Annotated in this window: 19 protein-coding genes, 1 tRNA gene and 1 pseudogene; 12 read left to right on the plus strand and 9 right to left on the minus strand. The window is 62.1% G+C overall.

The annotated features are described in order from the left end of the window. Positions 1–100: 100 nt before the first annotated feature. The gene (locus HJB91_RS07400) at positions 101–385 is read left to right on the plus strand and encodes a GIY-YIG nuclease family protein (RefSeq protein ID WP_020920629.1); all 285 of its coding nucleotides are present in this window, start codon (positions 101–103) and stop codon (positions 383–385) included. 273 nt (positions 386–658) lie between these two features. Here HJB91_RS07400 and HJB91_RS07405 read toward each other — a convergent pair whose 3' ends face one another. The 3 genes from HJB91_RS07405 to HJB91_RS07415 all read right to left on the minus strand — a co-directional run bounded on the left by HJB91_RS07405 (position 659) and on the right by HJB91_RS07415 (position 5161). Then, the gene (locus HJB91_RS07405; RefSeq protein WP_221154135.1) at positions 659–4054 is read right to left on the minus strand and encodes an acyl-[ACP]--phospholipid O-acyltransferase; all 3396 of its coding nucleotides are present in this window, start codon (positions 4052–4054) and stop codon (positions 659–661) included. A gap of 92 nt (positions 4055–4146) precedes the next feature. Then, on the minus strand, positions 4147–4428 hold the full coding sequence (locus tag HJB91_RS07410; protein WP_221154137.1) for a YiaA/YiaB family inner membrane protein: 282 nt from the start codon (positions 4426–4428) through the stop codon (positions 4147–4149). 46 nt (positions 4429–4474) lie between these two features. Continuing rightward, entirely contained in the window at positions 4475–5161 is a 687-nt protein-coding gene (locus HJB91_RS07415; RefSeq protein ID WP_221154150.1) for a PspA/IM30 family protein, read from the minus strand. Positions 5162–5272: 111 nt separating this feature from the next. Here HJB91_RS07415 and HJB91_RS07420 point away from each other — a divergent pair, with 111 nt between their 5' ends. Both HJB91_RS07420 and HJB91_RS07425 read left to right on the plus strand, forming a co-directional pair. Then, entirely contained in the window at positions 5273–5887 is a 615-nt protein-coding gene (locus HJB91_RS07420; RefSeq protein WP_221154152.1) for a TetR/AcrR family transcriptional regulator, read from the plus strand. 520 nt (positions 5888–6407) lie between these two features. Next, complete coding sequence (locus HJB91_RS07425; protein ID WP_221154161.1) at positions 6408–7193, plus strand: SDR family NAD(P)-dependent oxidoreductase; 786 nt, start codon at positions 6408–6410, stop codon at positions 7191–7193. A 591-nt stretch (positions 7194–7784) separates the two neighbouring features. Here HJB91_RS07425 and HJB91_RS07430 read toward each other — a convergent pair. The 3 genes from HJB91_RS07430 to HJB91_RS07440 all read right to left on the minus strand — a co-directional run bounded on the left by HJB91_RS07430 (position 7785) and on the right by HJB91_RS07440 (position 11495). Beyond that, a complete protein-coding gene (locus HJB91_RS07430; protein WP_221154171.1) occupies positions 7785–8318 on the minus strand; it encodes a PIN domain-containing protein in 534 nt (177 codons plus the stop codon). A 1-nt stretch (position 8319) separates the two neighbouring features. Further along, the gene (locus HJB91_RS07435; protein ID WP_221154181.1) at positions 8320–10995 is read right to left on the minus strand and encodes an Eco57I restriction-modification methylase domain-containing protein; all 2676 of its coding nucleotides are present in this window, start codon (positions 10993–10995) and stop codon (positions 8320–8322) included. Positions 10996–11420: 425 nt separating this feature from the next. Continuing rightward, positions 11421–11495 (minus strand) — tRNA-Gln (locus tag HJB91_RS07440). A 166-nt stretch (positions 11496–11661) separates the two neighbouring features. Here HJB91_RS07440 and HJB91_RS07445 point away from each other — a divergent pair. The 3 genes from HJB91_RS07445 to HJB91_RS07455 are packed head-to-tail and all read left to right on the plus strand — an operon-like array spanning position 11662 to position 14761. Further along, on the plus strand, positions 11662–12570 hold the full coding sequence (locus tag HJB91_RS07445; RefSeq protein ID WP_221154184.1) for an MBL fold metallo-hydrolase: 909 nt from the start codon (positions 11662–11664) through the stop codon (positions 12568–12570). A 23-nt stretch (positions 12571–12593) separates the two neighbouring features. Further along, positions 12594–13043, plus strand: a complete 450-nt coding sequence (locus tag HJB91_RS07450; RefSeq protein WP_221154197.1) for a thiol-disulfide oxidoreductase DCC family protein — start codon at positions 12594–12596, stop codon at positions 13041–13043. Beyond that, positions 13040–14761 (plus strand): SDR family oxidoreductase, encoded by a 1722-nt coding sequence (locus tag HJB91_RS07455; RefSeq protein WP_221154199.1) that lies wholly within the window; start codon positions 13040–13042, stop codon positions 14759–14761. The genes HJB91_RS07450 and HJB91_RS07455 overlap by 4 nt, the downstream gene beginning before the upstream one ends. Positions 14762–14782: 21 nt before the next feature. Here the strand turns inward: HJB91_RS07455 and HJB91_RS07460 are convergent. Continuing rightward, positions 14783–15177 (minus strand): annotated as a pseudogene (locus HJB91_RS07460) (VOC family protein). Positions 15178–15281: 104 nt separating this feature from the next. Between HJB91_RS07460 and HJB91_RS07465 the strand changes: the two are divergent. Then, a complete protein-coding gene (locus HJB91_RS07465) occupies positions 15282–15980 on the plus strand; it encodes a YafY family protein (RefSeq protein WP_221154201.1) in 699 nt (232 codons plus the stop codon). A gap of 202 nt (positions 15981–16182) precedes the next feature. Beyond that, positions 16183–16593: an ester cyclase gene (locus HJB91_RS07470; protein ID WP_221123995.1), complete on the plus strand. Its 411-nt coding sequence runs from the start codon at positions 16183–16185 to the stop codon at positions 16591–16593. A 2-nt stretch (positions 16594–16595) separates the two neighbouring features. Here the strand turns inward: HJB91_RS07470 and HJB91_RS07475 are convergent, their stop codons facing one another. Then, complete coding sequence (locus HJB91_RS07475; RefSeq protein WP_221122538.1) at positions 16596–17003, minus strand: MarR family winged helix-turn-helix transcriptional regulator; 408 nt, start codon at positions 17001–17003, stop codon at positions 16596–16598. Positions 17004–17224: 221 nt separating this feature from the next. Here HJB91_RS07475 and HJB91_RS07480 point away from each other — a divergent pair, with 221 nt between their 5' ends. The 3 genes from HJB91_RS07480 (at position 17225) to HJB91_RS07490 (ending at position 19337) form a co-directional block, all read left to right on the plus strand. Then, complete coding sequence (locus tag HJB91_RS07480) at positions 17225–17548, plus strand: hypothetical protein (RefSeq protein WP_221123997.1); 324 nt, start codon at positions 17225–17227, stop codon at positions 17546–17548. Further along, positions 17545–18543, plus strand: a complete 999-nt coding sequence (locus HJB91_RS07485; RefSeq protein WP_221154211.1) for a PHB depolymerase family esterase — start codon at positions 17545–17547, stop codon at positions 18541–18543. The genes HJB91_RS07480 and HJB91_RS07485 overlap by 4 nt, the downstream gene beginning before the upstream one ends. A 113-nt stretch (positions 18544–18656) precedes the next feature. Then, on the plus strand, positions 18657–19337 hold the full coding sequence (locus HJB91_RS07490) for a peroxiredoxin-like family protein (RefSeq protein ID WP_210628881.1): 681 nt from the start codon (positions 18657–18659) through the stop codon (positions 19335–19337). 535 nt (positions 19338–19872) lie between these two features. On the opposite strand, the gene HJB91_RS07495 is transcribed toward HJB91_RS07490, so the two are convergent. Further along, complete coding sequence (locus HJB91_RS07495; RefSeq protein ID WP_221154213.1) at positions 19873–20781, minus strand: DUF1499 domain-containing protein; 909 nt, start codon at positions 20779–20781, stop codon at positions 19873–19875. Positions 20782–21477: 696 nt separating this feature from the next. Between HJB91_RS07495 and HJB91_RS07500 the strand changes: the two genes are divergently transcribed. Beyond that, positions 21478–21864, plus strand: coding sequence for a hypothetical protein (locus tag HJB91_RS07500; protein ID WP_221122535.1), 387 nt, complete (start codon positions 21478–21480; stop codon positions 21862–21864). The last annotated feature ends 8 nt before the right edge of the window (positions 21865–21872 follow it).

Consider the following 21872-nt stretch of genomic DNA (forward strand, 5'->3'; position numbering starts at 1 on the left):
TTCTCAAGCTGCGCCGGCGGTGCGTTTGGCAACATCGCCACCCCACACTCCGTCATCCCAGGGCTTGACCCTGGGATCCACAGCCAAGCACTCTGCCCACATGGCAGGATATGTTTACATCGTCACCAACCAGAAAAACGGCACCCTCTATATCGGCGTGACATCCGATCTGGAGCGCCGCATCTACGAGCATCGCGAAGGACTGACACCGGGCTTTGCCTGGAAATATGGCTGCACCCGCCTCGTCTGGTACGAGGAGCATTGGGACATCGGCAGCGCCATCCAGCGCGAGAAATCATTGAAACGGTGGAACCGGCAATGGAAGATCGACCTGGTCGAGGCGATGAATCCCGAGTGGGACGATCTCTATCTTACGCTGTGGTGATGGCGGTTGTGTCTTCTGTGGTGCTCTGCGCATGGATCCCAGGGTCAAGCCCTGGGATGACGGAGGAGAGGTGGTGCCCGGACGCATAAGCCGACGCGGACGAGGGGTGTGGCTGGGATGCATAAGTGCGCCAACGCGGAAGCGAGGTGGTGCCGCGAAGCATCGCCAGCGGCGGCGATGAAGCGACGGCAAAAGCGGCGCCGCACAGGCTGTGCCGGCGGCGCGTCTGTCGACGGAGGAGAGCTGGCGCCCTCCCCCGCCCAACGCCGGCGCTCACGCCGCCTCTTCCTTCTCAGCCGCCCCTTCCGCCAGCTTGCGCGCGGCGACGAAATCGACCTTGCCGGAGCCCAGCACCGGCACCTTGCCGATGGTGACCTCGGCCGGCACCATCATGTCCATCGCGCCCTTCGACTTGGCGAAGGCGAGGAATTCGGCGCGGGTGGCGGTCGGCGCGTCGGTGAGCAGCACCAGGCGCTCGCCCTTCTTGGGGTCGGGCAGCGAGGAGACGACCGAGAGCGCGGCCGGCCAGAGTTCGGCGGCGAGCGCCTCGATCGCCGCCAGCGACACCATCTCGCCGCCGATCTTGGCGAAGCGCTTGGCCCGGCCGCGGATGCTGACGAAGCCGTCCTCGTCGATGCTGACGATGTCGCCGGTGTCGTGCCAGCCATCGGCGAGCGGCTCGAGCACGCCGGGCTTTTCGGCACGGAGATAGCCGGCCATGACATTAGCGCCACGCACATGCAGGCGGCCGCCCTCATCGATGCCGGGCACCGGTTCGAGCTTCCATTCCATGCCCGGCAGGATCTTGCCGACCGTGCCGGAGCGGTTGTACATCGGCGTATTGATGGAGATCACAGGCGCGGTCTCGGTGACGCCGTAACCTTCGAGGATGCGCAGGCCGAATTTTTCCATATAGGTGTGGCGGGTTGCCGCCTTCACCGGCTCGGCGCCGGCGAAGATGTAGCGGATCGAGCGGAAATCGTAGGGGTGCACCGTCCTGGCATAACCGTTGAGGAAGGTATCGGTGCCGAAGATGATCGTGGCGTTGGAGACATAGATCAGCTCCGGCACGATGCGGTAATGCAGCGGCGACGGATAGAAATAGACCGGCACGCCCGAGATCAGCGGCAGCACGGTGCCGGCCGTCAGCCCGAAGGAATGGAAGACGGGCAGGATGTTGAACACCTTGTCGCCGCTGTGGAAATCGATGCGGGCGGCGGCCTGGGCGGCGTTCGACAGCACGTTGCGGTGGGTCAGCACCACGCCCTTCGGCGTGCCTTCCGAGCCCGAGGTGAAGAGGATGACGGCCGGATCGTCGGCCTGGCGCTTCACCAGCGGCCGCGCCTTGCGGAGGAGCCCGAGGAGCTTGTCCTTGAGGCCGATTTCGTCTCTGAGATCGTCGAGCCAGACGATGGTCAGCTGCTTCTCCAGCTCCTCGACGACGGGGCCGAGCTTGGCCTGGGCGACGAAGGCGCGCGAGGTCAGCACGTGTTTCACCTCGGCCGCCTTGCAGGACGAGAGGAGATTGGCGGCACCGGCGGTGAAGTTCAGCATCGCCGGCACCTTGCCCGCGCTCATGACGGCGAGAAGGGTGGCGGCGGCGCCATTGGCATTCGGCAGCATGATCCCGAGGTTCTGCTCGGGGAAACGGGCGCGGAACTTGGCGCCGAGCACGGCCGCCCCGGTCAGGAGCTTGCCATAGGTCAGCCGGCCGGTGACCGGATCCTCGACCGCAGGCTTCTTCATGCCGAATTCGTGGCCGGCGCGGATGACCCGCTCGAGCACGGTCGACGAGGTATCGGCGGTGCGGAAGAGCAGGTTCGACATCACCTGGTAGAGTGCGGCGCCGGCCGCCGTGCGGCGCTTGCGGCCCTTCAGCTCCGTGGGCACTTCGAGCTTGACCGGCTCGAGAATGGTGACCTTGACCTTGGGGAACAGCCGGCGGCGGATCTTGCCGTCGTCGAGATAGGAGAAATAGGTCTTTTCCAGCCCGTCGATCTTGACCGGCACCACCATCGAGCCTGTCTTGTCGGCGACCATGGCGGCGCCGTCATAGACCTTCATCAGCGTGCCGGTCACCGTCAGCCGGCCCTCGGGGAAGATGCCGATCGCATTGCCTTCCTGCGCCACCTTGATCAGCGAGCGTGTCGCCATCGGCTTGGTCGGGTCGAGCGGCAGGAATTTGCACATTTTCAGGAAGGGGCGCACCCACCAGGCCTGGGCGATCTTGTAATCGACGGCGAAGGTCGGCTCCTCCTCGGTGATGGCGAGCGCGAGCGCGCCGTCGAGCAGGCTGACATGGTTCAGCGCAATGATCGGCGCCGGGCCGGCCTTCTTGATATTCTCCAGCCCCTCGACCTCGAGGCGCATGAAGGCGCGGAACAGGATCGAGATGAAATCGCGGAAGGCATTGGTCGGCAGCGTCTTCAGCATCAGCCAGGCGACGCCGAAATTGACGATGCCGAGGCCGATCAGAATCTGCGGAATGGAGGCCCCGAGCGCCTGGATGGCGGCGACCAAACCGAGGCCGACGGTGATGAACAGCGCAGACAGCACATTGGCGGCGCCGATGACGCGGGCGCGGTGATCCTCATGCGCCCATGTCTGCAGGGCGGCGAAGGTCGGCACGGCGATGAAGGCGCCCGAGATCGCCATGCCGGCGAGATCGATGGCGACGCGGATGGTATTTTCGCCGGCGAAGAAATCGAGGATCGTCGTCGCGTGCGAGGTCGAGGTGAGGCCCCAGAGGTTCCAGGCGAGATCGAGGCTGAAGAGGCCGAGCAGCGCCGTGCCGACGGGGGCCGGCAACAGCACGACGCGGCCCGCCGACATCCAGGCGGCAATGCCCGAACCGACGGCGACGGCAATCGCGAACACCGTGAGATAGGCGGGTACAACGAGCTCGGAGCCGCCGAGCAGCTCGGTCACCATGGTCGGCAGGATGGAGAGGATGAAGGCGCCGACCAGCCAGAACCAGCAGTTCATCAGCGCCGAGCGCCACAGCCGCTTGTCCTGACGGATTTCCATGACCAGCGTGTAGCTGGAGCGGATGACGTTGCGGTCGATCTGAAGATCCGGCGCCTTGGAGCCGGTCGCCGGGATCATCCGGGCCGACAGCCAGCAGAGCACCGACAGCCCCATCATCATCGAGCCGAAGAGGATGACATTGTCGCCGCTGGAAAAAGCCAGTGCGGCGATGATGGTGCCGCCGAGGATGGCGATGAAGGTGCCGCCCTCGATCCAGGCATTGGCCTTCGGCAGGTCGCGGCGTTCGAGATGATCGGGCAGGATGCCGTATTTGATCGGCCCGAACAGCGCCGAGACGATGCCGAAGCCGAAGAGGGCCGCCATCAGCACAAAAATCGAGGAAAAGGCGAGGCCGATAACGGCAAGGGCGGCGACCGCGATCTCGCAGCGTTTCAGCAGTTCCGCCACCTTGGCCTTGTCGTGCTTGTCGGCGATTTCGCCGCCGAGTGCGGAAAGCAGCAGGAAGGGCACGATGAGGATGACGCCCGCGAGCGTCACCAGCGCCGCGCCCTCGCTTGCCGACATCTTGAAGAGGATGAGGAAGACCAGCGTATTCTTCAGGAAATTGTCGTTGAAGGCGGTCAGGAACTGCGTCCAGAACAGCGGCGCGAATTTCCTCGATGTCATCAGATTGTGTTGCACGGCGAGACCCTCTTTTCGTGGGCAGAGAAGGCCACAGAGTTGTTACGCAAAAGTTGAGTGCGATAACAACTCTGCGATGTGGTTAAGGAAGATCAATCTTCACCGTTACGATTGAAGTTGACCAGCAGCTTTTCGGTGCGGGCATCTTCGACCTTGCGGATCAGCTTCTCGGATTCGGCATTGTCGCGCAGCGTCTTGGTGATGTTCACCGTCGTCTGCACCAGCATCAATATGCCCATGGCGAGATAGCCCTTCCCCCAGAGATCGAGCGGCATCATGTAGAGGCCGAGCGCCAGCATGAAGGCGGCGGCGCCGAAGGAGATGTAGGAGAAGCTGACCCAGCTGGCGGAGTGTTTCTGGAAACTGTCGTTCATAGCAGTGACCCTTTAATTTTGAGGGGTGGATGGTGGGATGACGATGTCAGGCGGCCGGCGTGATGCGGCTCTTCAGTCGGGCGAGCACCTCATCGGCCGATGAGGTGAGCGGCGCGCCGCAGCCGGCATTGGCAAGCTTTTCGATGATGCCGGCCGGCCGCGTGGCGCTTTCCATCTCCTTCAGCGCCGCCGCCGTCAGCTCGTTCTGGCTCTGGCGCAGGCGAAGGCGGGCCAGCGTCTCCTCGGCCTCGTCGAGGGTGGCCAGGCCGGGACCGGCGACTGCGATATCGAGCTTCTGCGCCTCCTGAGTGGCGCGGGCCAGCCGCTCGCCGCGCTGCAGCGCCTGCAGCCGCGCCTCGGCATCCCTGACGATGCCCTTCAGCTTGGCGATCGAAGTGGTGAACTGGCTTTGCGCCTGTTCCGACGCATCGCGCTCGGCCTCGAGAAAGGCGATCGCCTCGGCCGCTTCCCGCGCCAGCCCCTCATTGCCCCTGGTGAGGGCCGCGGTGGCGCGGGTCTCGAGATCGGCGATGCGGGAAAGGATCGTCTGATGCTGCGCCTTCTCCTGCTCGTTCTGGGCGATGGCGACGGCGACGCTGCGCCGCGCCGACTGGATCGACTGGGCGGCATCTCGGATCTGCTGGGCCAGCAGCGGCACGGCGTTGCGATCGGCGAAGGCCTGCTCGGCAGCATGCGCCCTGCCCCGCAGCAATGTGGAAATCAATTTGAACATTTCCTTCCTCCGGTTTATGAACGTTGTTCACGAGACGAGTTATGGCAGAATCATGAACGACGTTCAAGACAATTTTTGAACGTCGTTCAAGAATTCGAAGGGAAATGGTTAATGGCCGGCAGACGAGAAGAAAAACGCGAGGATTTGAAGGCGCGGCTGATCGAGGCGGCGCGCGAGCGCATCGCCCGCGACGGGCTTGCCAACCTGCGCGCCCGCGACATCACCCAGGATGCCGGCTGCGCGCTCGGCGGCCTCTACACCGTCTTCACCGACCTCGCCGAGCTCGTCATCCATGTGAATTCCGCGACGCTGAAGGCGCTCGAAGCGAGGCTGACGCTTGACGAGGCCAGGGGCAAAAGCCCGACCGATCGCCTGCGCAACCTCGCCCAGGGCTACCTCGCCTTCGCGGTGGAACACCGCAATCTCTGGAAGGCGCTGTTCGACCACTTCCCCCCCGCCACCAGCCCGACGCCGCAATGGCACCTCGACGAACACCTCTTCCTGATGGACGTGATCGCCGAACCCCTCGCCGAACTGCAGCCCGACATGCCCGCCGAAGACCGCGCCATCCGCGCCCGCACCCTCTTCGGCGCGGTGCATGGGGTGGTCAGCATCAGCCTCGAAGGCCGCTTCGTGGGATTGCCGCTGGAACGGTTGGCACGCGAGGTGGACGAGCTGGTGCAGACGATTGCGGCAGGCGCGGAGCTGCGGCGGCAAGGGACGTGAGGGTGTTGAAATGGCGGGGTGGAGCGGCGGACCAACGTTGCCGTGTTCGCCGCACCGCCACCACACACTCCGTCATCCCAGGCCTTGAGCCTGGGATCCATGCCCCCCCCGAGCATTGTGCTCGCCGTGTCAGACGGAGCGGCATCATCCGAGTGACGGCCTTGCGGTTCCGGCCTAAACCCCACCCCCCTCTCCGTCATCCCAGGGCTTGACCCTGGGATCCATGCCCGAGCATTGTGCTCGCCGTGTCAGACGGAGCGGCAGGGGGCATCCTATGCGTGAACGCATGTACGCCGAGTGCTGCGAGTGGATCCCAGGCTCAAGGCCTGGGATGACGGAGTGTGTGGGGGCGCCCTGCCAAGCTCCAGCCTCCCCGCACCCACACGCCGGCCAGACTTGCTCCACCATCTCGCCTCTTGCCAATCGCGCCTCCCCACCCTCCGTCCCCCAGGGCTTGACCCAAGCACCCCCACCCTATCACTCTGCACCCAGCCCACGCCCCCTCGCGAAAGGAACCCCCATGAGCCGCATCTTCATCACCGGTTCCACCGATGGCCTCGGCCTCGCCGCCGCCCGCACCCTGATCCGCGAAGGCCACGAGGTCGTCCTCCACGCCCGCTCCCGCGAACGCGCCGCCGCCATCGCCGAGACCTCCGCCGCCGCCCTCGGCCTCGTCATCGGCGACCTCGCCAGCGCCGAGCAAACCCGCTCGATCGCTGACCAGGTCAACGCCATCGGCCGCATGGACGCCATCATCCACAATGCCGGCATCTACCTCGAGAAGAGCCGCGGCGAAACGCCCGAAGGCCACGCCAAAACCCTGGCGGTCAACACGCTCGCCCCCTATCTCCTCACCGCCTGGATCACGAGGCCCCACCGGCTGATCTATCTCACCAGCGGCATGCACCGCAGCGGCAGCAGCGCGCTTGACGATATCGACTGGAAGAAGCGGCCCTGGAGCGCCAGCCAGGCCTATTCCGAAAGCAAGCTCTACATCGCCACCCTTTCCGCCGCCATCGCCCGCCACTGGCCCGACGTCCTCAGCAACGCCGTTGACCCCGGCTGGGTGCCGACCAAGATGGGCGGCGCCGGCGCGCCTGATGATCTGGAGATGGGGCACCTGACGCAGACATGGCTTGCGACGAGCGAGGATGAGGCTGCGAAGGTGAGCGGAGGGTATTGGTATCACCGCCAGCAGCGGGAGGCGGCGGCGGAGGTGAATGATCGTGGGTTTCAGGAGGCGCTGGTGGAGAGGCTGGCGGGGTTGACGGGGGTGCGGTTGTTTGAAGCAGCCGGCAAGGGGTAATATCCGTCGATTATCGAGATCCTCCACACTCGCCAAAGAGACTCTGGATCGAATGTTCAACCTTAATAGGAGCCATGCGAGTCCTCGGGGGAATGTTTGGCGCCTGCGAGATGAAGCAGTCGGCCCTTGCCAGCCCGCATCCGCCGGGAAAACAATGGTGAAGCAGGAGGGAGCGGCCACCATCGGTTAAAGCCTTAGCAGCTGGGCTTTCTGGGATGGCTAGTGGGACACGATGTCCCACTTATGTGTCTCTGCATCGCACGGAAGCCTAAAGGTTGCAACAGTGCCGGTTGTCCCTGCTTGCGATCGGTAAAGAGCAAGCGATAATAACTGCTGCACCCCAGATTAAGGCTGCGTATGACTGGTTCTTTGTCGCCTGGGATGCCGAGGCCACCAAGTTGGCCGCTAGCGCTCAATTCGCTGCCTTAACCCGACTTGAAGAAAAACGAGATGCACTAGAGCGCGGGGTTTTGTACTAATGTTCGGCCAGCTTGATCGCAAATATGCATCTTTTAGTAGGGCTTCCCCGGAAATTGAGGGAGAAGCCGTATCTCTGTGACACTTTCAACGATGAAAGACCAATTCAGGTCATCAAGAGAAATCCAAAACTTCTCTTTGCGTGATGTCATAAACACTGAAAGAATATCCTTGTTGCCAACAACGTAGATAGTCCTTCATGTCCTTGGTGACGATGATTAACCCAGGAGCGAGCTGGCAATATTCCGTAACCATATGAGCCATATGCATGAGATACGCATCAACATAATCGAGCTTATGCTTCAACATCCAAGCAGAATCAGCATTCAGGTAAGCCTGAATATCACTTTCCCTAGGGCCGTGGGGGGCTGGCAGCAAAATAACTCCGCTACCAGGGGTAAGGAGCCATCGCAGAAGTTTTAATGCGAGATCGTGTCGCTTCTTCTTGCCAATAATGAAACTACAGGCTTCTGCCACCACAGGCGGCGGCACTCCGAATATGAACTGGTCCTGTTCTTCAATGAATTGTTCGACCTCAGCGTGAAGCGAATCGTCGGGAAGTGCCAATGCAATCAGAATATTGGAATCAAGTATCGCGAGGTTTCGCGGAAGGTCCAGCTCGATTCCTTCGATTGGATAAAGTGGCATATCACAAGACCAAGTCGGCTCCCAGCGACGCTGCAAGGTCGATCAGGAAGCGATCTATTTCTTCCTCGATTAGCTTCCCCTCTGTGCTCCCCTCTGAGCATTTCATCCGCCTAGTCGCCAATTCGCGAAGCTGCCCAGCTACCATCTCATCCTCTGCGATAGGCGTAAGGACGGGGATTGCGGACAAAACCCCCGGCTCAAACTTCTGGAAATCGCCCCTGAATGAAGGAGTCTGCTGCTTGATCAGGGAGTTGACCACTTGGCTATTAAGATAGGCGCAAAGTGGCAGGCAGAGTTCAGGGTCGGCGGGAACGACAGCGGTCCCGCTTACGATAAACGCTGTGCCACGCTCATCGAGCGCAAACGCGGTAGCAGGAGCAAGGTCTCGGATAAGTAGCTTCGGGCATCGCAGCCACCTTTCATCTCGAGGCCGTATCAATTCATAGTAGTTTGAGCCTGTTCCCTTCAAACTGGAACGCGCCGACAGCAGTTCTCTGTAGGCATAAAAGTATTCATAAGCCCGAGGATAGCGCTCCTTGAGCTCCGTCTCTGTCAGCGCAACATTGTTTCTATATGGATAAAGGAGCTTGCGCGACGGGGCCGTCAGTGAGTATCGCTGCAATTCTGTGCCAAAGACAACAGGTTCTAACAAGTCACGCTCGACAAACCAACTTTCGCCCAGCCCGTTCCTTACTCGTGCAAGTGCAGTGCCGTCGTCGTCCTCTACGTCGAGGATGAACAAGTCATTTGCACCGGTTCGTATTCCCTGAGCAACCGTTGCAATTGAATCTAGCCGAAGGGAAATTTCGTCCATCGCAATACGGTTACGTTGCTCAGCCACAGATAACAGCGACCACGGCGATTTCCCTGGTTGACGAGCCTTGTATGATCTGAGAGTTCCGCCCTCCAGGACTACGTCACGTTCCTCGGCCCCGAAAAGCTCTGCGGTCATATAATCCGGCTCAAGAGACTGTACTCTAATCACCCTCACAGACTGGTTTACAATTCCATGACCATCAGTCTTTTCGGCGATTATGCAGCCTACATACGCATCAGCGTCAAAGACTTTTGTGGAGCCGAAGTCGACAATAACGTCAACAGCAGATTTGACGGACAGCAGCCCCCGTAGGGGTTCGGCGCTTTTGTTCAAGAATAGTCTATTTGGGATAACGAGCCCGAGTCTGCCTCCCTCACGCAGCACTTTCAAAGCCTGCTCTACAAATAGCGACGAAAAATCATAGCGCCCCTTCGCAGTTTCAAACTCTGCTTCAAGTCTATCTCTGTTGGCTACGAGTGACGTCGCCAGAAAGGGTGGGTTGCCGAGGACGATGTCATACTGCTTATTAAGGTTATCCCACGTTCCAGGAGCCAACCCATCACCCACGCGAATGACATTTGATAGATTCGGCAACGGCAATGCGTCGGGCTCTTCAATCATTCGCTGCCAGACATGCAGCCGCGCGGCCGTCACTGCCTTCGGATCGACGTCGATACCCGCGATGTGACCGCCTTCGATAAGCTTACGTGCCCAAGGCTGCGATGAATCATGCCTTTTGAGATGGCCTAGCAGATGGTCCACAGCAGCGACTAGAAAGGAGCCCGAGCCACATGCAAAATCGATTATGTCCGGAATGGCATCAGGGGCAGCGTCTTCGTAGAAACGCCTGATGCAACTACCAGCCAGATAACCAGTTAGAAATCTTGGTGTATAAAACGCCCCAGCCGATTTCCTGACACTCAAACGTTCCACACCTCTTTGAGGCTGGGCGAACATTTCAGTTTGTGCAGGCAGAGGTGCAGGTTGCAGTACGGTAGAGAGGTATTTCTCGTAGGCTAGTCCGAGTACATCCGCGCTGATCCAAGAGAAGTCATAGCGAACATCGCGCCCGGGAATACGCTTCGGGAAATACAAGTCCCGAACGATGCCGGAAAGAATGAATGGCTCAATATCTTTGGCGACGTTTTCCGTGAAAAGATCGCTACCAATCCGTGCCTTCGCACGTTCGTAGATCGTCTCCCAGCGGCCGAAATCAAACCCATCCGACGCTACACACGCTTCTAGAGCAGGCGGAATTGTGTCGTCCAAGCCCCGGTCTTCAATCGTACGCAGAACAAACAATTGAGCGTACAAGGTCTGTAGTTGTTCATCGACCTTAGTGACAGCTCCTCTGGAATATCGAACGGCTCGGTCGCGCCAATTGTCGAGTCTATCTACAAGAGCGTCGTCTACCGCCTGTAGAAATGTCGTTGGTTCCTCTAGAGCCAGCAGGCTGCGCTGCGGCGCACTACTTCTGACACCGGCAGGCGCAAAAGCACTGAGCAATTCCACAGACTTTGTCACCTCCCCCCACTGTATAGGAGGAAGGCGATACCAGTCATTTTCTCGCAGCCATCGAGAACTTAGAACATGAATGCCCTGCTCGTCAGCTACAATGCCCCAAGGGCAGGATGAGTGATACCCATATAAGGCCACCATATCCAGCTCTTGTCGCGTCGCCTGATCATCTAGGCGAGTGAACATAACAGCACCTTCACCCTGAAGATTGGCGGTTTCTACAGTCAGCTCACGCTTACCGACCGCGATCTTACGTGTTTCCAAACCATCAGACGGCCAGCCCAGCGCAACAGCTAAGTCGGTGCCGGTTGAAATTGCTTCTGGTTTTTCAAGCTGTTCCACTACGCGAATCCGTCATATTTTTTACGCTTCTACCATGCGTAGCGATAATTTAAAGATGCCGTGACAAAGCCAGATGACAGGGATGGAGAGCGACCGTCGGCCCCAGATAGTACGAGCAACCTGTGTGAACTGGCCTCGACCACGCTTCCAATCCGTTTGCGTGAAAGTCGCGCAAACTACGATCAGAAAAACCAGAAAATTTTACGAGAGGGTATTTAAGCCTCTTCGCGCAGCCATTTCCCTCATACGGCTTCAACGGCAATGAGCTACGTAACCCAAGGCGGTAATGCGATCATACCGACTGGTATCGGCCGCGCCGTGCACCAAGGCGGCATAACGGCGGGTATAGGGGGTGTCCACAAGAGTATACTCCACCGGACAACAAAGTGATCGCGCGAACCCAATGTGCAGAACCGATAGAGTAGTGGCTGGGGCGCCTGGATTCGAACCAGGGGATGGCGGTACCAAAAACCGCTGCCTTACCGCTTGGCTACGCCCCACCAGAGCTTGAGCGGCGAACCGCTTGCTCACAAATCGACGCCTGATTAGCAAAGCTCTTTGCCTGTCACAATGACTAAGTTGCGCCTGCGGCAGATTTCTGCGCGCGAAGCGGCGGGCGGTGTGCTAGCATGCCGCGATATTATCAACCTGAGATCATCGTCCCGCATGGAAAGTCCCGCATTCGACCTTGCTTTCGAGCCGGCCTATGGGCGGGCCGTGCCGATTGTTTCCGGCATCGCGCGGGTCACGGCGGAAAATCCCGGGCCCTTCACCTTTTTCGGCACCAACAGCTATCTCGTCGGCTCTTCCTCGCTTGGCATCATCGATCCCGGGCCGGAGGACGAGGCGCATTATCAGGCGCTGATGGCCGCGATCGGCGGGCGGGAGGTGACGCATATCTTCGTCAGCCATACCCATCGCGATCACTCGCCGCTTGCCCGCAGGCTGCAGGCGGCAACCGGGGCGGTGACGGTGGGGCAAGGGCCGCACCGGCCGGCGCGGCGGCTGCGGGAGGGCGAGGTCAATCCCTTTGCCGAAAGCTCGGATATGGATTTCGTGCCGGATATCACGCTCGACGATGGGGAGACGATAACGGGTGACGGCTGGGCGCTGACAGCGGTGCTGACGCCGGGGCATACGGCCAATCATGCCGCCTTCGCGCTCGACGGCCGCGACATCCTCTTTTCAGGCGATCATGTCATGGCCTGGTCGACCTCGATCGTCGCACCGCCGGATGGGGCGATGGCGGATTACATGGCCTCGCTCGACAGGCTGATTACACGCGAAGACGCCCTGCTGCTGCCCGGCCATGGCGGGCCGGTCAACGAGCCGAAGACTTTCCTGCCGGCGCTGAAGGCGCATCGCCTCGGGCGCGAGCAGGCAGTGCTGGCGCGGGTTGCGGCCGGCGATCGGGAGATTGCGGAGATGGTGAAGGCGATCTATCGCGATACCGATCCGAAGCTGCATGGCGCGGCCGCGCTTTCCGTGCTCGCCCATATCGAGCATCTCATGGAGCGCGGCGAGGTTGCGGCGGATGGGCCGCCCTCGCTTGCCGCGCGCTATTGGCCGGGGTAAAGGAGAGGCGGAGGGAGATCAGCATGGGCCGCGCCGATTACAGCTATCGCACCGATCCCGCCGTTCCCGCCTTCGCCGATGACCGGCCGCTCATCGTTTTCGATGGCGAATGCGTCTTCTGCTCCGGCTGGGTGAAATTCGCGCTGAAGCACGACAGGCGGCAGCGCTACCGCTTCGTCGCGGCACAGTCGTCGCTCGGGCAGGCGCTCTACCGGCATTACGGGCTCGATTGCCGCGATTACGAAACCAATATCCTCATCGAGAAGGGCCGCGCCTTCTTCAAGTCGGATGGCTCGATCCGCATGGTGGCCGGGCTCGGCTTTCCCTATTCGCTGGTGAAGCTCTTCCGGCTCATGCCGCGGCGCGCGGCGGACGCGCTTTATGAATTCATCGCCCGCAACCGGCTGAAGATTGCCGGACGGCAGAGCTGCATGGTGCCGACGCCGGAGCAGCGCGGCCGCTTCATCGCATGAGCGGCGGCACCTTTTCCCTGCTGATCATCGGCGGCTACGGCGCCTTCGGCGGCCGGCTCGCCCGGCTGCTCGGCGAGGAGCCGCGGCTCAGGCTGCTGATCGCCGGCCGTTCGCTCGAAAAGGCCGATGATTTCGTCTTCGATATGCGATCGCCGAAAGGCGGCGCCGGGCGGCTCGGCGGCAACGATCTCGGCGCCTGGCTGCAGGCGGTGGTGTTCGATCGTGACGGCGATCTCCGGGAGCAGCTGACGCGGCTGAGGCCCGATCTCGTCGTCGATGCCTCCGGGCCGTTCCAGAGCTTCACCGGCGATGGCTACAAGGTGGTGCGGGCCTGCATCGAGCTCGGCATCGATTATGCCGATCTCGCCGACAGCACCGGTTTCGTCGCCGGCGTCAGTGGGCTCGATGCCGAGGCGAAGGCGAAAGGCATCTTCGTGCTCTCGGGGCTGAGCAGCCTGCCGGCCCTCTCCTTCGCGGCGCTGGAGGCGATGGCGCCGCATTTTGCCCGCGTCGACAGCGTCGCGGCCGGCATTGCCCCGTCGGCGCATGTCAGGATCGGCCTCAATGTCGTCCGGGCGATCGCCAGTTATGCCGGCAGGCCGGTGGCGCTGCTGCGCGAGGGGCAGCCGGCCAAGGGGCGCGGGCTGATCGACGAGATGCGGGTGACGATCGCGCCGCCCGGCGTGGCGCCGCTCGCCAGCCGCAGCTTCCTGCTGGTGGATGCGCCCGACCTGGCGCTGCTGCCTGATCGTTTTGCCGGCCTGCAATCCACCTTCACCGGCGTCGGCACCGAGCCGCAGGCGCTGCAGCGGCTCTTGAGATTTGCCGCCCGGCTGGTCGAGATCGGGCTGCTGCCGTCGCTCACGCCGTTCGCCCGGGCGCTGCAGGCGGCCAGCCATCGCTTCGCCGCCGGCGCGCATCGCGGCGGCATGTTCGTGCGCCTGGGCGGCGTCGATCATGAGGGGCGGCGGCTGACGGCGGACTGGTCGCTGATTGCCGAAGGTGATGACGGGCCGTTCATCCCGGTTCTCGGCGTCGAGCTGCTGGTGCGCCGGCTGCTCGACGGCCAACGGCCGGAAAGCGGCGCCCGGCCGGCGGCGGGGGAATTGTCCCTTGCGGATTTCGAAGCGGCCTTCAGCCAGTTCTCCATCGCCTCGGGCGTCCGGCTGGATCACCAGGAAGAGGCCCAGCCGCTCTACCGGCGCATTCTCGGCAACGCCTGGGAGAAGCTGCCGCCGGCGCTGGCGGCGATCCATGCGGGCGGCACCCGGCTTGCCTCCGGCCGGGCGCGGATCGAGCGCGGCAGCGGTCTCCTCGCCCGGCTGATCGCCGGCCTCATCGGCTTTCCCGCCGCCGGCGAGGATGTGCCGGTCGCGGTGCGCTTTGTCGCCGAGGGCGAGCGGGAGATCTGGACGCGCAGTTTCGGCAGCAAGACCTTCCGCAGCTGGCAGGCCGCCGGCCCCGGCCGCGATAGCCACCTGCTCGTCGAGGTGTTCGGGCCGTTCCGGGTGCTGCTGGCGCTGGTGCCGGAGGGGCAGAAGCTCAGGCTCATCGTGCGCGGCTGGCGCTTCTGCGGCATCCCGCTGCCGCTGTTTTTGGCGCCGGGCGGCGATACCTACGAGGAGGAGCGCGATGGGCGCTTCCACTTCCACGTCGAGATCGGCGGGCGGCTGACCGGGCTGGTGGTGCGCTATTCGGGATGGCTGGTGCTGGAGTGAGACCCCTCGCCCTGGCCAGCATCAACGGCCGGCGAAACGCTGTCTGGCGGCCTCGGTGACAGGCGTATAGAGGGCGATGCGGGTCCCCTCGGGGTCGGCAAACTGCGCTGTCCGGTTGGCCCATGGCAGATCCTTGGGCGTACGACCGTGACCCGGTCCTTGAGCCGGGCGAATTCCGCATCGACATCCGACACCATGAATTCGAGAATGGCCGTGCGATTGGCTCCCGGCTCGGCGCTGCCCTCGCTGAACAAGGCCACCGTTTCCGCGCTGCCGATGGCGAGTGTGGCGCCTGGCATGACGATCTCGGCGAAGGCGGGCGCAAGCCATTCGGCGCGGCAGCCGGTCACAAGCTCATAAAAGGCCACCATGCTGTTGATATCGGCGGCGATGAGGCGGGTGGATGCGAATATCATGATGTTCTTCCTTGGCTGCGCGATGATGGGTGCGCGACGATCTCTCGGCTTGCCTTTGTGACACAGCCGTGCTGACAGCGTTGTGGCAGCAGGAATCAGCAGGCATGCGAAAAGCAGAGCGGCTTTTTCAGATCATCCAGATTCTTCGCCGGTCGAGCCGGCCGGTGACCTCGTCGGCGCTCGCGGATGAACTGGAGGTCGCCAGGCGGACCGTCTATCGCGATATCGCCCATCTGATTGCCCAGCGTGTTCCGATCGAAGGCGAAGCCGGGTTCGGCTATGTGCTCGATCCGCGCTACGACATGCCGCCGCTGATGCTGACGCCCGACGAGATCGAGGCGGTCGTGCTCGGCGTGCAGATGGTGGCAAGGCTGAATGATGCGGCCATCCGCAACGCCGCCAGCGATGTCATGGCCAAGATCACCTCGGTCATACCGCCGGAGCTGCTTCCCTTTATTGCCGAGCCCGCGGTCGGCATCAAACCGGAGGCTATCGGCGGCGATGCGACGCTCGACAGGCGTCCTCTGAGGTCGGCGATCCGGGAAGGCCGCAAGCTGGAACTCGACTATCGCGCGGCGGACGGGACGATCAGCAGCCGCATCGTCTGGCCCGTGCTTCTCGGCTATGCCGATAGGCACAGCCTGCTGATCGCCTGGTGCCAATCGAAACAGGCCTTCCGTCACTTCCGCACCGAACGGATCCTCAAGGTCGAGATTCTGGCTGAATCCATCGGCATGTCCAGGAGCCGGCTGCGACAGCAATGGCAGCAGTGGCGCGATGCCGAGATGCGCAAGTCGGGTTAGATGCGGAGATGCTTCCGGCCGACGAGCGTGGAACGGAAACGTCGCGGCATGCCCTTTCGCCCCGTTTACGGGATGGCAGCCGGATGCGGGGCTGGCTGCGCCGATCTGCCACGATGGCGCTGGAAAAGCGACGAAAAGTCGGTTGCCGATTTATACAGTTTACCTGTATAAATCGGCATTGGGATAGCAGAAAGGATCGATCATGGAGATCGAGAATAAAGAGGTGGTTCGCCGCTTCAACGTTGAAGTGATTCAAGACGGCAGTGAGGCGGCGTTCAAAGCCCTGATGGCCCCGGATTTCATCAACCATGCCGCGCCGGAAGGAATGGCGAATGGCCCGCAGAGCATGTGGAACACGTTCCAAAATGTCCTGCGCCCGGCGCTGTCGAATATGAAAGTGACGATCCATGATCAGATCGCCGAAGGCGACAAGGTGACAACGCGAAAGACGATCAGTGGCACTCACTCCGGTCCCTTGATGGGAATTCAACCGACCGGTCGGGATGTCGCCATCGATGTCATCGATATCGTGCGTGTCGAGGACGGCAAATATGCCGAGCATTGGGGCCTGAACACGTTCTCAACCGTCCTTGCGACTTTAGCGAAGGCCTGACGCTACGGACGAACAAGTCTTTCGATGATACGAATTGCGGCTTCGAGTGTTCGCCTGTCCTCCTGGGACAAGCGCTCGTCGATAAGCGCGGCAATTTCCGCCGTCCGAGCCTTTCTGGAGCGGGTCAGCTCTTCCCGGCCTTTCTCGGTTATGGATAGAAGCCGGCTGCGGCTATCCACCGGATTGGGCAACTTGCTGACCAATTCGGCGGTCTCCAATTGGCCTGCGACCAATCGCATGCTCTGATGTCTGACATTGCGTCGGCTTGCCAATTCGGCGACGCTGAGAGGACCGCTTCGATCGAGCAGCGCCAGAGTTTCAGACTGAGACGTTGTCGGCGTGTTTGTATTCGCTCTTATGCCCCTGACGAAATTGCCGACCGTGACGCGAAGACTTTCCGCAAGCGCCAAGGCGGACTCCAGCTTTTCGGGGCTCTCTTCATCTCCGGCCATCGGCCACTTCTTCCTTGGAAAGAATGCGTTGCTCTTCCATAAACCGAGACATGCGGGAAATGAAACGGCATCGACCGATCTGAGTGTGAGGGGCAGTCCTGATGCATCGCAGCTTTCGGCCGAGGACCTGGTAGGCTTGTCGCACGAGATCGGAACCAATAAGGGGTTGAAGGCTTCCTGTGACGGTCGAGATTGATTTCGGTTTCGGGCGACAACTTGAACTCCCCCTGCGGACCAGACTGTCATGGTTCGATGCGACAGCTGCGATGAAAGACAGGAAAATCGAAACAGCCATGCTCCATTCTCACGATCAATCCAACTCGACGATCGCAACGGTCCGCGATGTTCGGCAGGCCGATGCGATCTGTTATCGAAGAGACGGAAGCGGGCAGCTTCGCATCGCTACCATGTCACCGTTCATCTGCTGCACGTCGTCGAGGCGAGATGCGGCACAGCCCGGCTTGGAGGCTCTGCTTTCCAGGCTGGAAGGCGTGGTGGTTTGAAGCTCGGCTTCACCCAATCGCTGTCGAGACTGTTGACGACGCGACGGCGAGCCGCACGCTTGTTGGAGAAGGCATGGCGTCCGCTTCGCCATAAGCCATCCAGGCAGGAGCGACCGAGGCTCCAGACGACCGCCGCATTCGGCAGCAACCCCGGAAGGCTTGTCATGAAGAGCTTCGTGCCCGCCGATCTGCCAAGCAAACCGGCCCTTGTGGTGGTGCTTCATGGATGCCGGCAGACGCCGGAAAGCCTGGACGCCGCCAGCGGCTTCTCGAGACTGGCGAGCGAGAGAGGGTTCGTGCTGATTTACCCGCAGCAGACCCACGCCAACAATGCGCATAAATGCTTCAACTGGTTCCGTCCGAGCGAGGTCGCTCGCGATCGCGGCGAGGTGCTTTCCATCAAGCAGATGATTGACCATGCGCTCAAACGACATCGAGCCGATCGCACGCGCGTTTACATTGTCGGCCTTTCTGCCGGCGGCGCGATGACAGGTTCGTTGGTCGCCAACTATCCGGATATGTTTGCAGGTGCCGCCATCGTCGCCGGGATGCCGGTTGGCGCGGTGCGCGATGCAATGTCAGCGCTGCGGGCGATGAAGTCCGGCGCGGCACTGCCTCCGGATGGCTGGGGCGCAAGGATTGCCGAAATCTCCCCCGGCCAACGCTCCTGGCCGCCGATCAGCATCTGGCAGGGGACTGCGGATCGCACGGTCAATCCGGCAAATGCGAGGGCCTGCGTCGATCAATGGGTTGAAGCGAACGCTGTCGATCGAAGCAGCGCCCGTGTCGAGAAGAAGCCCTGGGGCGAGTTGTCCTCCTGGAACGCCGGAGGTGCACGCCCGGTATCGCTCTATTCCATCCATGGCATGGGGCACGGTCTTCCCGTCAAGAGTCGAAGGCCGACCCGTTCAGGCTCGACAGACCCGTTCGTGCTGACAGCGGAGATCTCGGCTCCGGTGGAACTGATGCGTCTGTGGCGCCTGGCAAGGCGGTAAGCACGCCTGGCCACTCCAGGCGATCTCACCATCGGGCGCTGGGTGTTCCTGCAACGAGTGCTATATTCAATTTCGGTCGTTGCACCTGAGACGAACCGGGAAAGGAATTCTCGATGGGAGAACAGAAGCGCCCGCTGCAACCTGGGAACACCGCGCCCGCCTTCGAGCTCGCCTCGGCCAATTTCGACGGGACGGTCTCTTTGGCCGATTTGAGCGGCCGGCCATTCCTGATCGGCTTCTTTCGCGGGCTGCACTGCCCGTTCTGCCGGCGCCAGCTCGAGCAGCTTGCCGGCATAGAGCCCACCCTCAGCGCCGCCGGGGTGAGGACCGTGGCCGTTATCAACACGCCGGTGGAGCGCGCTCGCCTGTATGTCCGCCACCGTCCGACGCCGGTGACGCTGCTGTGCGATCCCGACTGCCGCACGCATCGCGCCTATGGTGTGCCGCATGCCGAGTTCCTGCCCGAGGGCAGCAGCGAGCAGCCCGAATGGCCTTATACCGCGACGATGGCGCAGTTCCAGGCGGCGCGCATCAACCCCATGGGTGTGTTTCCGGAACCGATCCAGCCGATGGAAGCCAACACGGTGCTCAACGCCAGGGACGGTTTCGTGCTTGACGAAGCCGATCAGGCGATCTTCGCCAAACACCCTACCCAGCTCGTCGGTCACTTCCTGGTCGATCAGAACGGCACCATTGCCTGGGCACAGATGGAGGCGCTGGACGGACCCAGCAGCCTTTGCATCTTCCCGACGGCGACGGAGATCATCGCTGCCGTGGGCGAGCTTGGGCGCTAGGCTGCAGCGTTATCGGTTGGTGGTCGGATGATTGCCGGCGTCTTTGGCGGCCCGCAACAAGGGGGCCGGTCTGCCGCGCCTATCCCGGCTTTGCTGGGCTCGGGGCGTTTGCTTCCACCTCTCCTCCCTCATTCCTGTGCTCGTCACAGAATGAGGGAGGAGAGCTAGGCAATATCGCAGGACCGTCGAGTTTGCGGTACGGTATGCGGGTCGCGTTCGCCGCACCCTCTCCCGGCCCTTCCATTGGGCTCAGGGCGTTCGCCGCTGCAATCGATTCACTGGATCGATTGCAGGCGCTTTGCGCCACCGGAACAGGGGGTCGCGTCTGCCGCGCCCTCTCCCGGCCCTTCGCTTGGGCTCAGGGCGTTCGCTGCTGCAATCGATTCACTGGATCGATTGCAGCCGCCTTTGGCGGCATCGGAACAGGGGGCCGCGTCTGCCGCGCCCTCTCCCGGCCCTTCGCTTGGGCTCAGGGCGTTCGCCGCTGCAATCGATTCACTGGATCGATTGCTGCCGCCCTTGGCGGCACCGCGGCTCACCCACCCGCAATTCCCAGGAGTTCGGAGTCGAGCGCCTTCAGATAATCGTCGGCGATTGCGGCGCTGAGGCCGAGGTCGTGCTGGCCGTAGCGGGAGGCGACGCGGATGTCGACGAAGGTGGTTTCGGCCTCTTCGCGCAGCCGGATGACCATATCGAAGCGCAGGCCGAGGATCAGCGTGCGGGTGGTCGCCTGCAGCGTCACGCCGTTGGCGCCGCGGATCAGCTTGGCGACGTCGTCGTCATAGGGACGCGGCGTCGGCACGGGAATGATGCCGGGCGCGTCGGTCACGGCGTCGTCGTCGGGGTCGGGCTTTGCCGGCCTGTCCTCGAGATCGCGATCCGGCTCGCTCGTGCCAGTGCTCCTGACGATCGTAAAGCCGCTCTGCTTGGCGACCTTGCGCACCGCCTCCAGCACGCGGTCGAGAGCGCCCTCATAGCGCCGGCCGGTCAGTTCGGGATAGGCCTCCATCTGCTTCTCGCGATCCTCCGGCGTCACCAGCGGATTGCGCTTCAGCCAGATCTGGTCGGATTTCGGCGGCGACAGCCAGTCGGGCGCTGCGACCGGATCGGTGGAGACATCGTAGATCGCAGGCAGGCTGAGGTAGCGCTCCGCCGCCACGGCGCCGATGCCAAGCGGAAAGGCGGCATAGATCAGCGCCGCCAGTGCGGCGAGCCCGCCTTCGGCCCCTGATACCCAGAGGCTGCGCAGGCCGACGGCGGCGAGCAGTGCTGCAAGCAGCGCGCCGCCGGCGGCGGCGATCAAAAGCAGCACCAGATAGGGGGTGGCGAGCCCGCCGAAGCGGTGGGCGATCAGCACGGCGAGCGCCAGAACCAGGGAAAATGCCCCGATCAGCCGCGAAGCGTAGGCGGCGTTGGAAACGGGACGGTCGTAACGGATGGGCATCAAACTTACCGGTTGCTCGTCAGCGCCGCGCCATCAACCACGCAAATCGCCTTCTCCCTGTTTAGAGCATGATGCCGAAAAGTGTGAAGCGGTTTTCGGACGACATCTTGCTCTATTTCTTTGATTTAGATTCGGATTCAGATTTAGAGCTTTTCCGGGTTAGATTGAATCATTCTGTTGGCTCAAACGGAGTCGGATGGTCGACCGGCCGGCGCGCGTCGTAGCCCAGCACTACGGCCAAGCCGGCCGGTCGATCAGCCGGCCCGTTTCAGCCAACCCTCCCGCAGATTTGTCTGGCAAATCTGCAAGACTTTGGAATCGCCGGACGCACTTATCGCTTCGCCATGGCGAAGCGGTGCGGCCGGTGGGCCGGGCATCTTTCCGCCAGGACAAAGGCGATCGGCTCGGACGTACCGAGGGGTATGTCCGTCGCCAATCGCCTTTGTCCTGACGAAAATCTGCTCCGGCAGAATGCTTCAATCTAACCCGGAAAGACTCTAGGCCGGGCCGGCCTAAAATTATCCGGATCTGGGGCAAGATTCGGCTGAATTGAAACTGTTGTCTCGGAATATCAGATGGAATTCAGCGGAGACCGCCGGGCAATCGACCGCCGACTTCATAAGCCCTTGCTGATATGTCAAAAAAAGGCCATTCTGCCGCGGTTTCATCTCCAGGGTCACGGACAGGAGAGACGGGATGATTTCACCCGAGATAGCAGCAAGGCCGCAGGCGTCTGCGCTTGGCGGGATCGATCACACCGAACCGACGCTGCCGATGGAGCTCGTCGAGCTCGAACTTTCGCTCGAAGGTTATGCCGGCGGCGATGCCGGCTTCTGCGAGGCGGTGCGCCAGGCAGCCGGCCGTTCCGGCGGCGAACTGCTGTTCGACCTGCCGGCCGCCGGCCTGATCGAGGATTGTCGCCGCATCGCCGTCCTGCGCATCCCCGATGGCGAGGGCATGCGCGTCGTGCTGGCGCTGCTCGATCAGAACGGCACCGAGATCCGCATGCAGGCGCCCGATGAGGACACTGCCCATCTGGTGCGCTTCGCCGATGCCTTCATCGAGGTGCTGGAGCGGATCTGAGCGTCCGT

Source organism: Rhizobium sp. NLR10b, assembly GCF_019685435.1.
Taxonomy (GTDB): Bacteria; Pseudomonadota; Alphaproteobacteria; order Rhizobiales; family Rhizobiaceae; genus Rhizobium.

Excerpts from the sequence above, each read along its gene's own strand:
- HJB91_RS07400 (WP_020920629.1), top strand. The coding sequence starts at position 101 with ATGGCAGGATATGTTTACATCGTCACCAACCAGAAAAACGGCACCCTC.
- HJB91_RS07410 (WP_221154137.1), bottom strand. The coding sequence starts at position 4,428 with ATGAACGACAGTTTCCAGAAACACTCCGCCAGCTGGGTCAGCTTCTCC.
- HJB91_RS07415 (WP_221154150.1), bottom strand. The coding sequence starts at position 5,161 with ATGTTCAAATTGATTTCCACATTGCTGCGGGGCAGGGCGCATGCTGCC.
- HJB91_RS07420 (WP_221154152.1), top strand. The coding sequence starts at position 5,273 with ATGGCCGGCAGACGAGAAGAAAAACGCGAGGATTTGAAGGCGCGGCTG.
- HJB91_RS07425 (WP_221154161.1), top strand. The coding sequence starts at position 6,408 with ATGAGCCGCATCTTCATCACCGGTTCCACCGATGGCCTCGGCCTCGCC.
- HJB91_RS07430 (WP_221154171.1), bottom strand. The coding sequence starts at position 8,318 with ATGCCACTTTATCCAATCGAAGGAATCGAGCTGGACCTTCCGCGAAAC.
- HJB91_RS07445 (WP_221154184.1), top strand. The coding sequence starts at position 11,662 with ATGGAAAGTCCCGCATTCGACCTTGCTTTCGAGCCGGCCTATGGGCGG.
- HJB91_RS07450 (WP_221154197.1), top strand. The coding sequence starts at position 12,594 with ATGGGCCGCGCCGATTACAGCTATCGCACCGATCCCGCCGTTCCCGCC.
- HJB91_RS07455 (WP_221154199.1), top strand. The coding sequence starts at position 13,040 with ATGAGCGGCGGCACCTTTTCCCTGCTGATCATCGGCGGCTACGGCGCC.
- HJB91_RS07465 (WP_221154201.1), top strand. The coding sequence starts at position 15,282 with ATGCGAAAAGCAGAGCGGCTTTTTCAGATCATCCAGATTCTTCGCCGG.
- HJB91_RS07470 (WP_221123995.1), top strand. The coding sequence starts at position 16,183 with ATGGAGATCGAGAATAAAGAGGTGGTTCGCCGCTTCAACGTTGAAGTG.
- HJB91_RS07490 (WP_210628881.1), top strand. The coding sequence starts at position 18,657 with ATGGGAGAACAGAAGCGCCCGCTGCAACCTGGGAACACCGCGCCCGCC.
- HJB91_RS07495 (WP_221154213.1), bottom strand. The coding sequence starts at position 20,781 with ATGCCCATCCGTTACGACCGTCCCGTTTCCAACGCCGCCTACGCTTCG.
- HJB91_RS07500 (WP_221122535.1), top strand. The coding sequence starts at position 21,478 with ATGATTTCACCCGAGATAGCAGCAAGGCCGCAGGCGTCTGCGCTTGGC.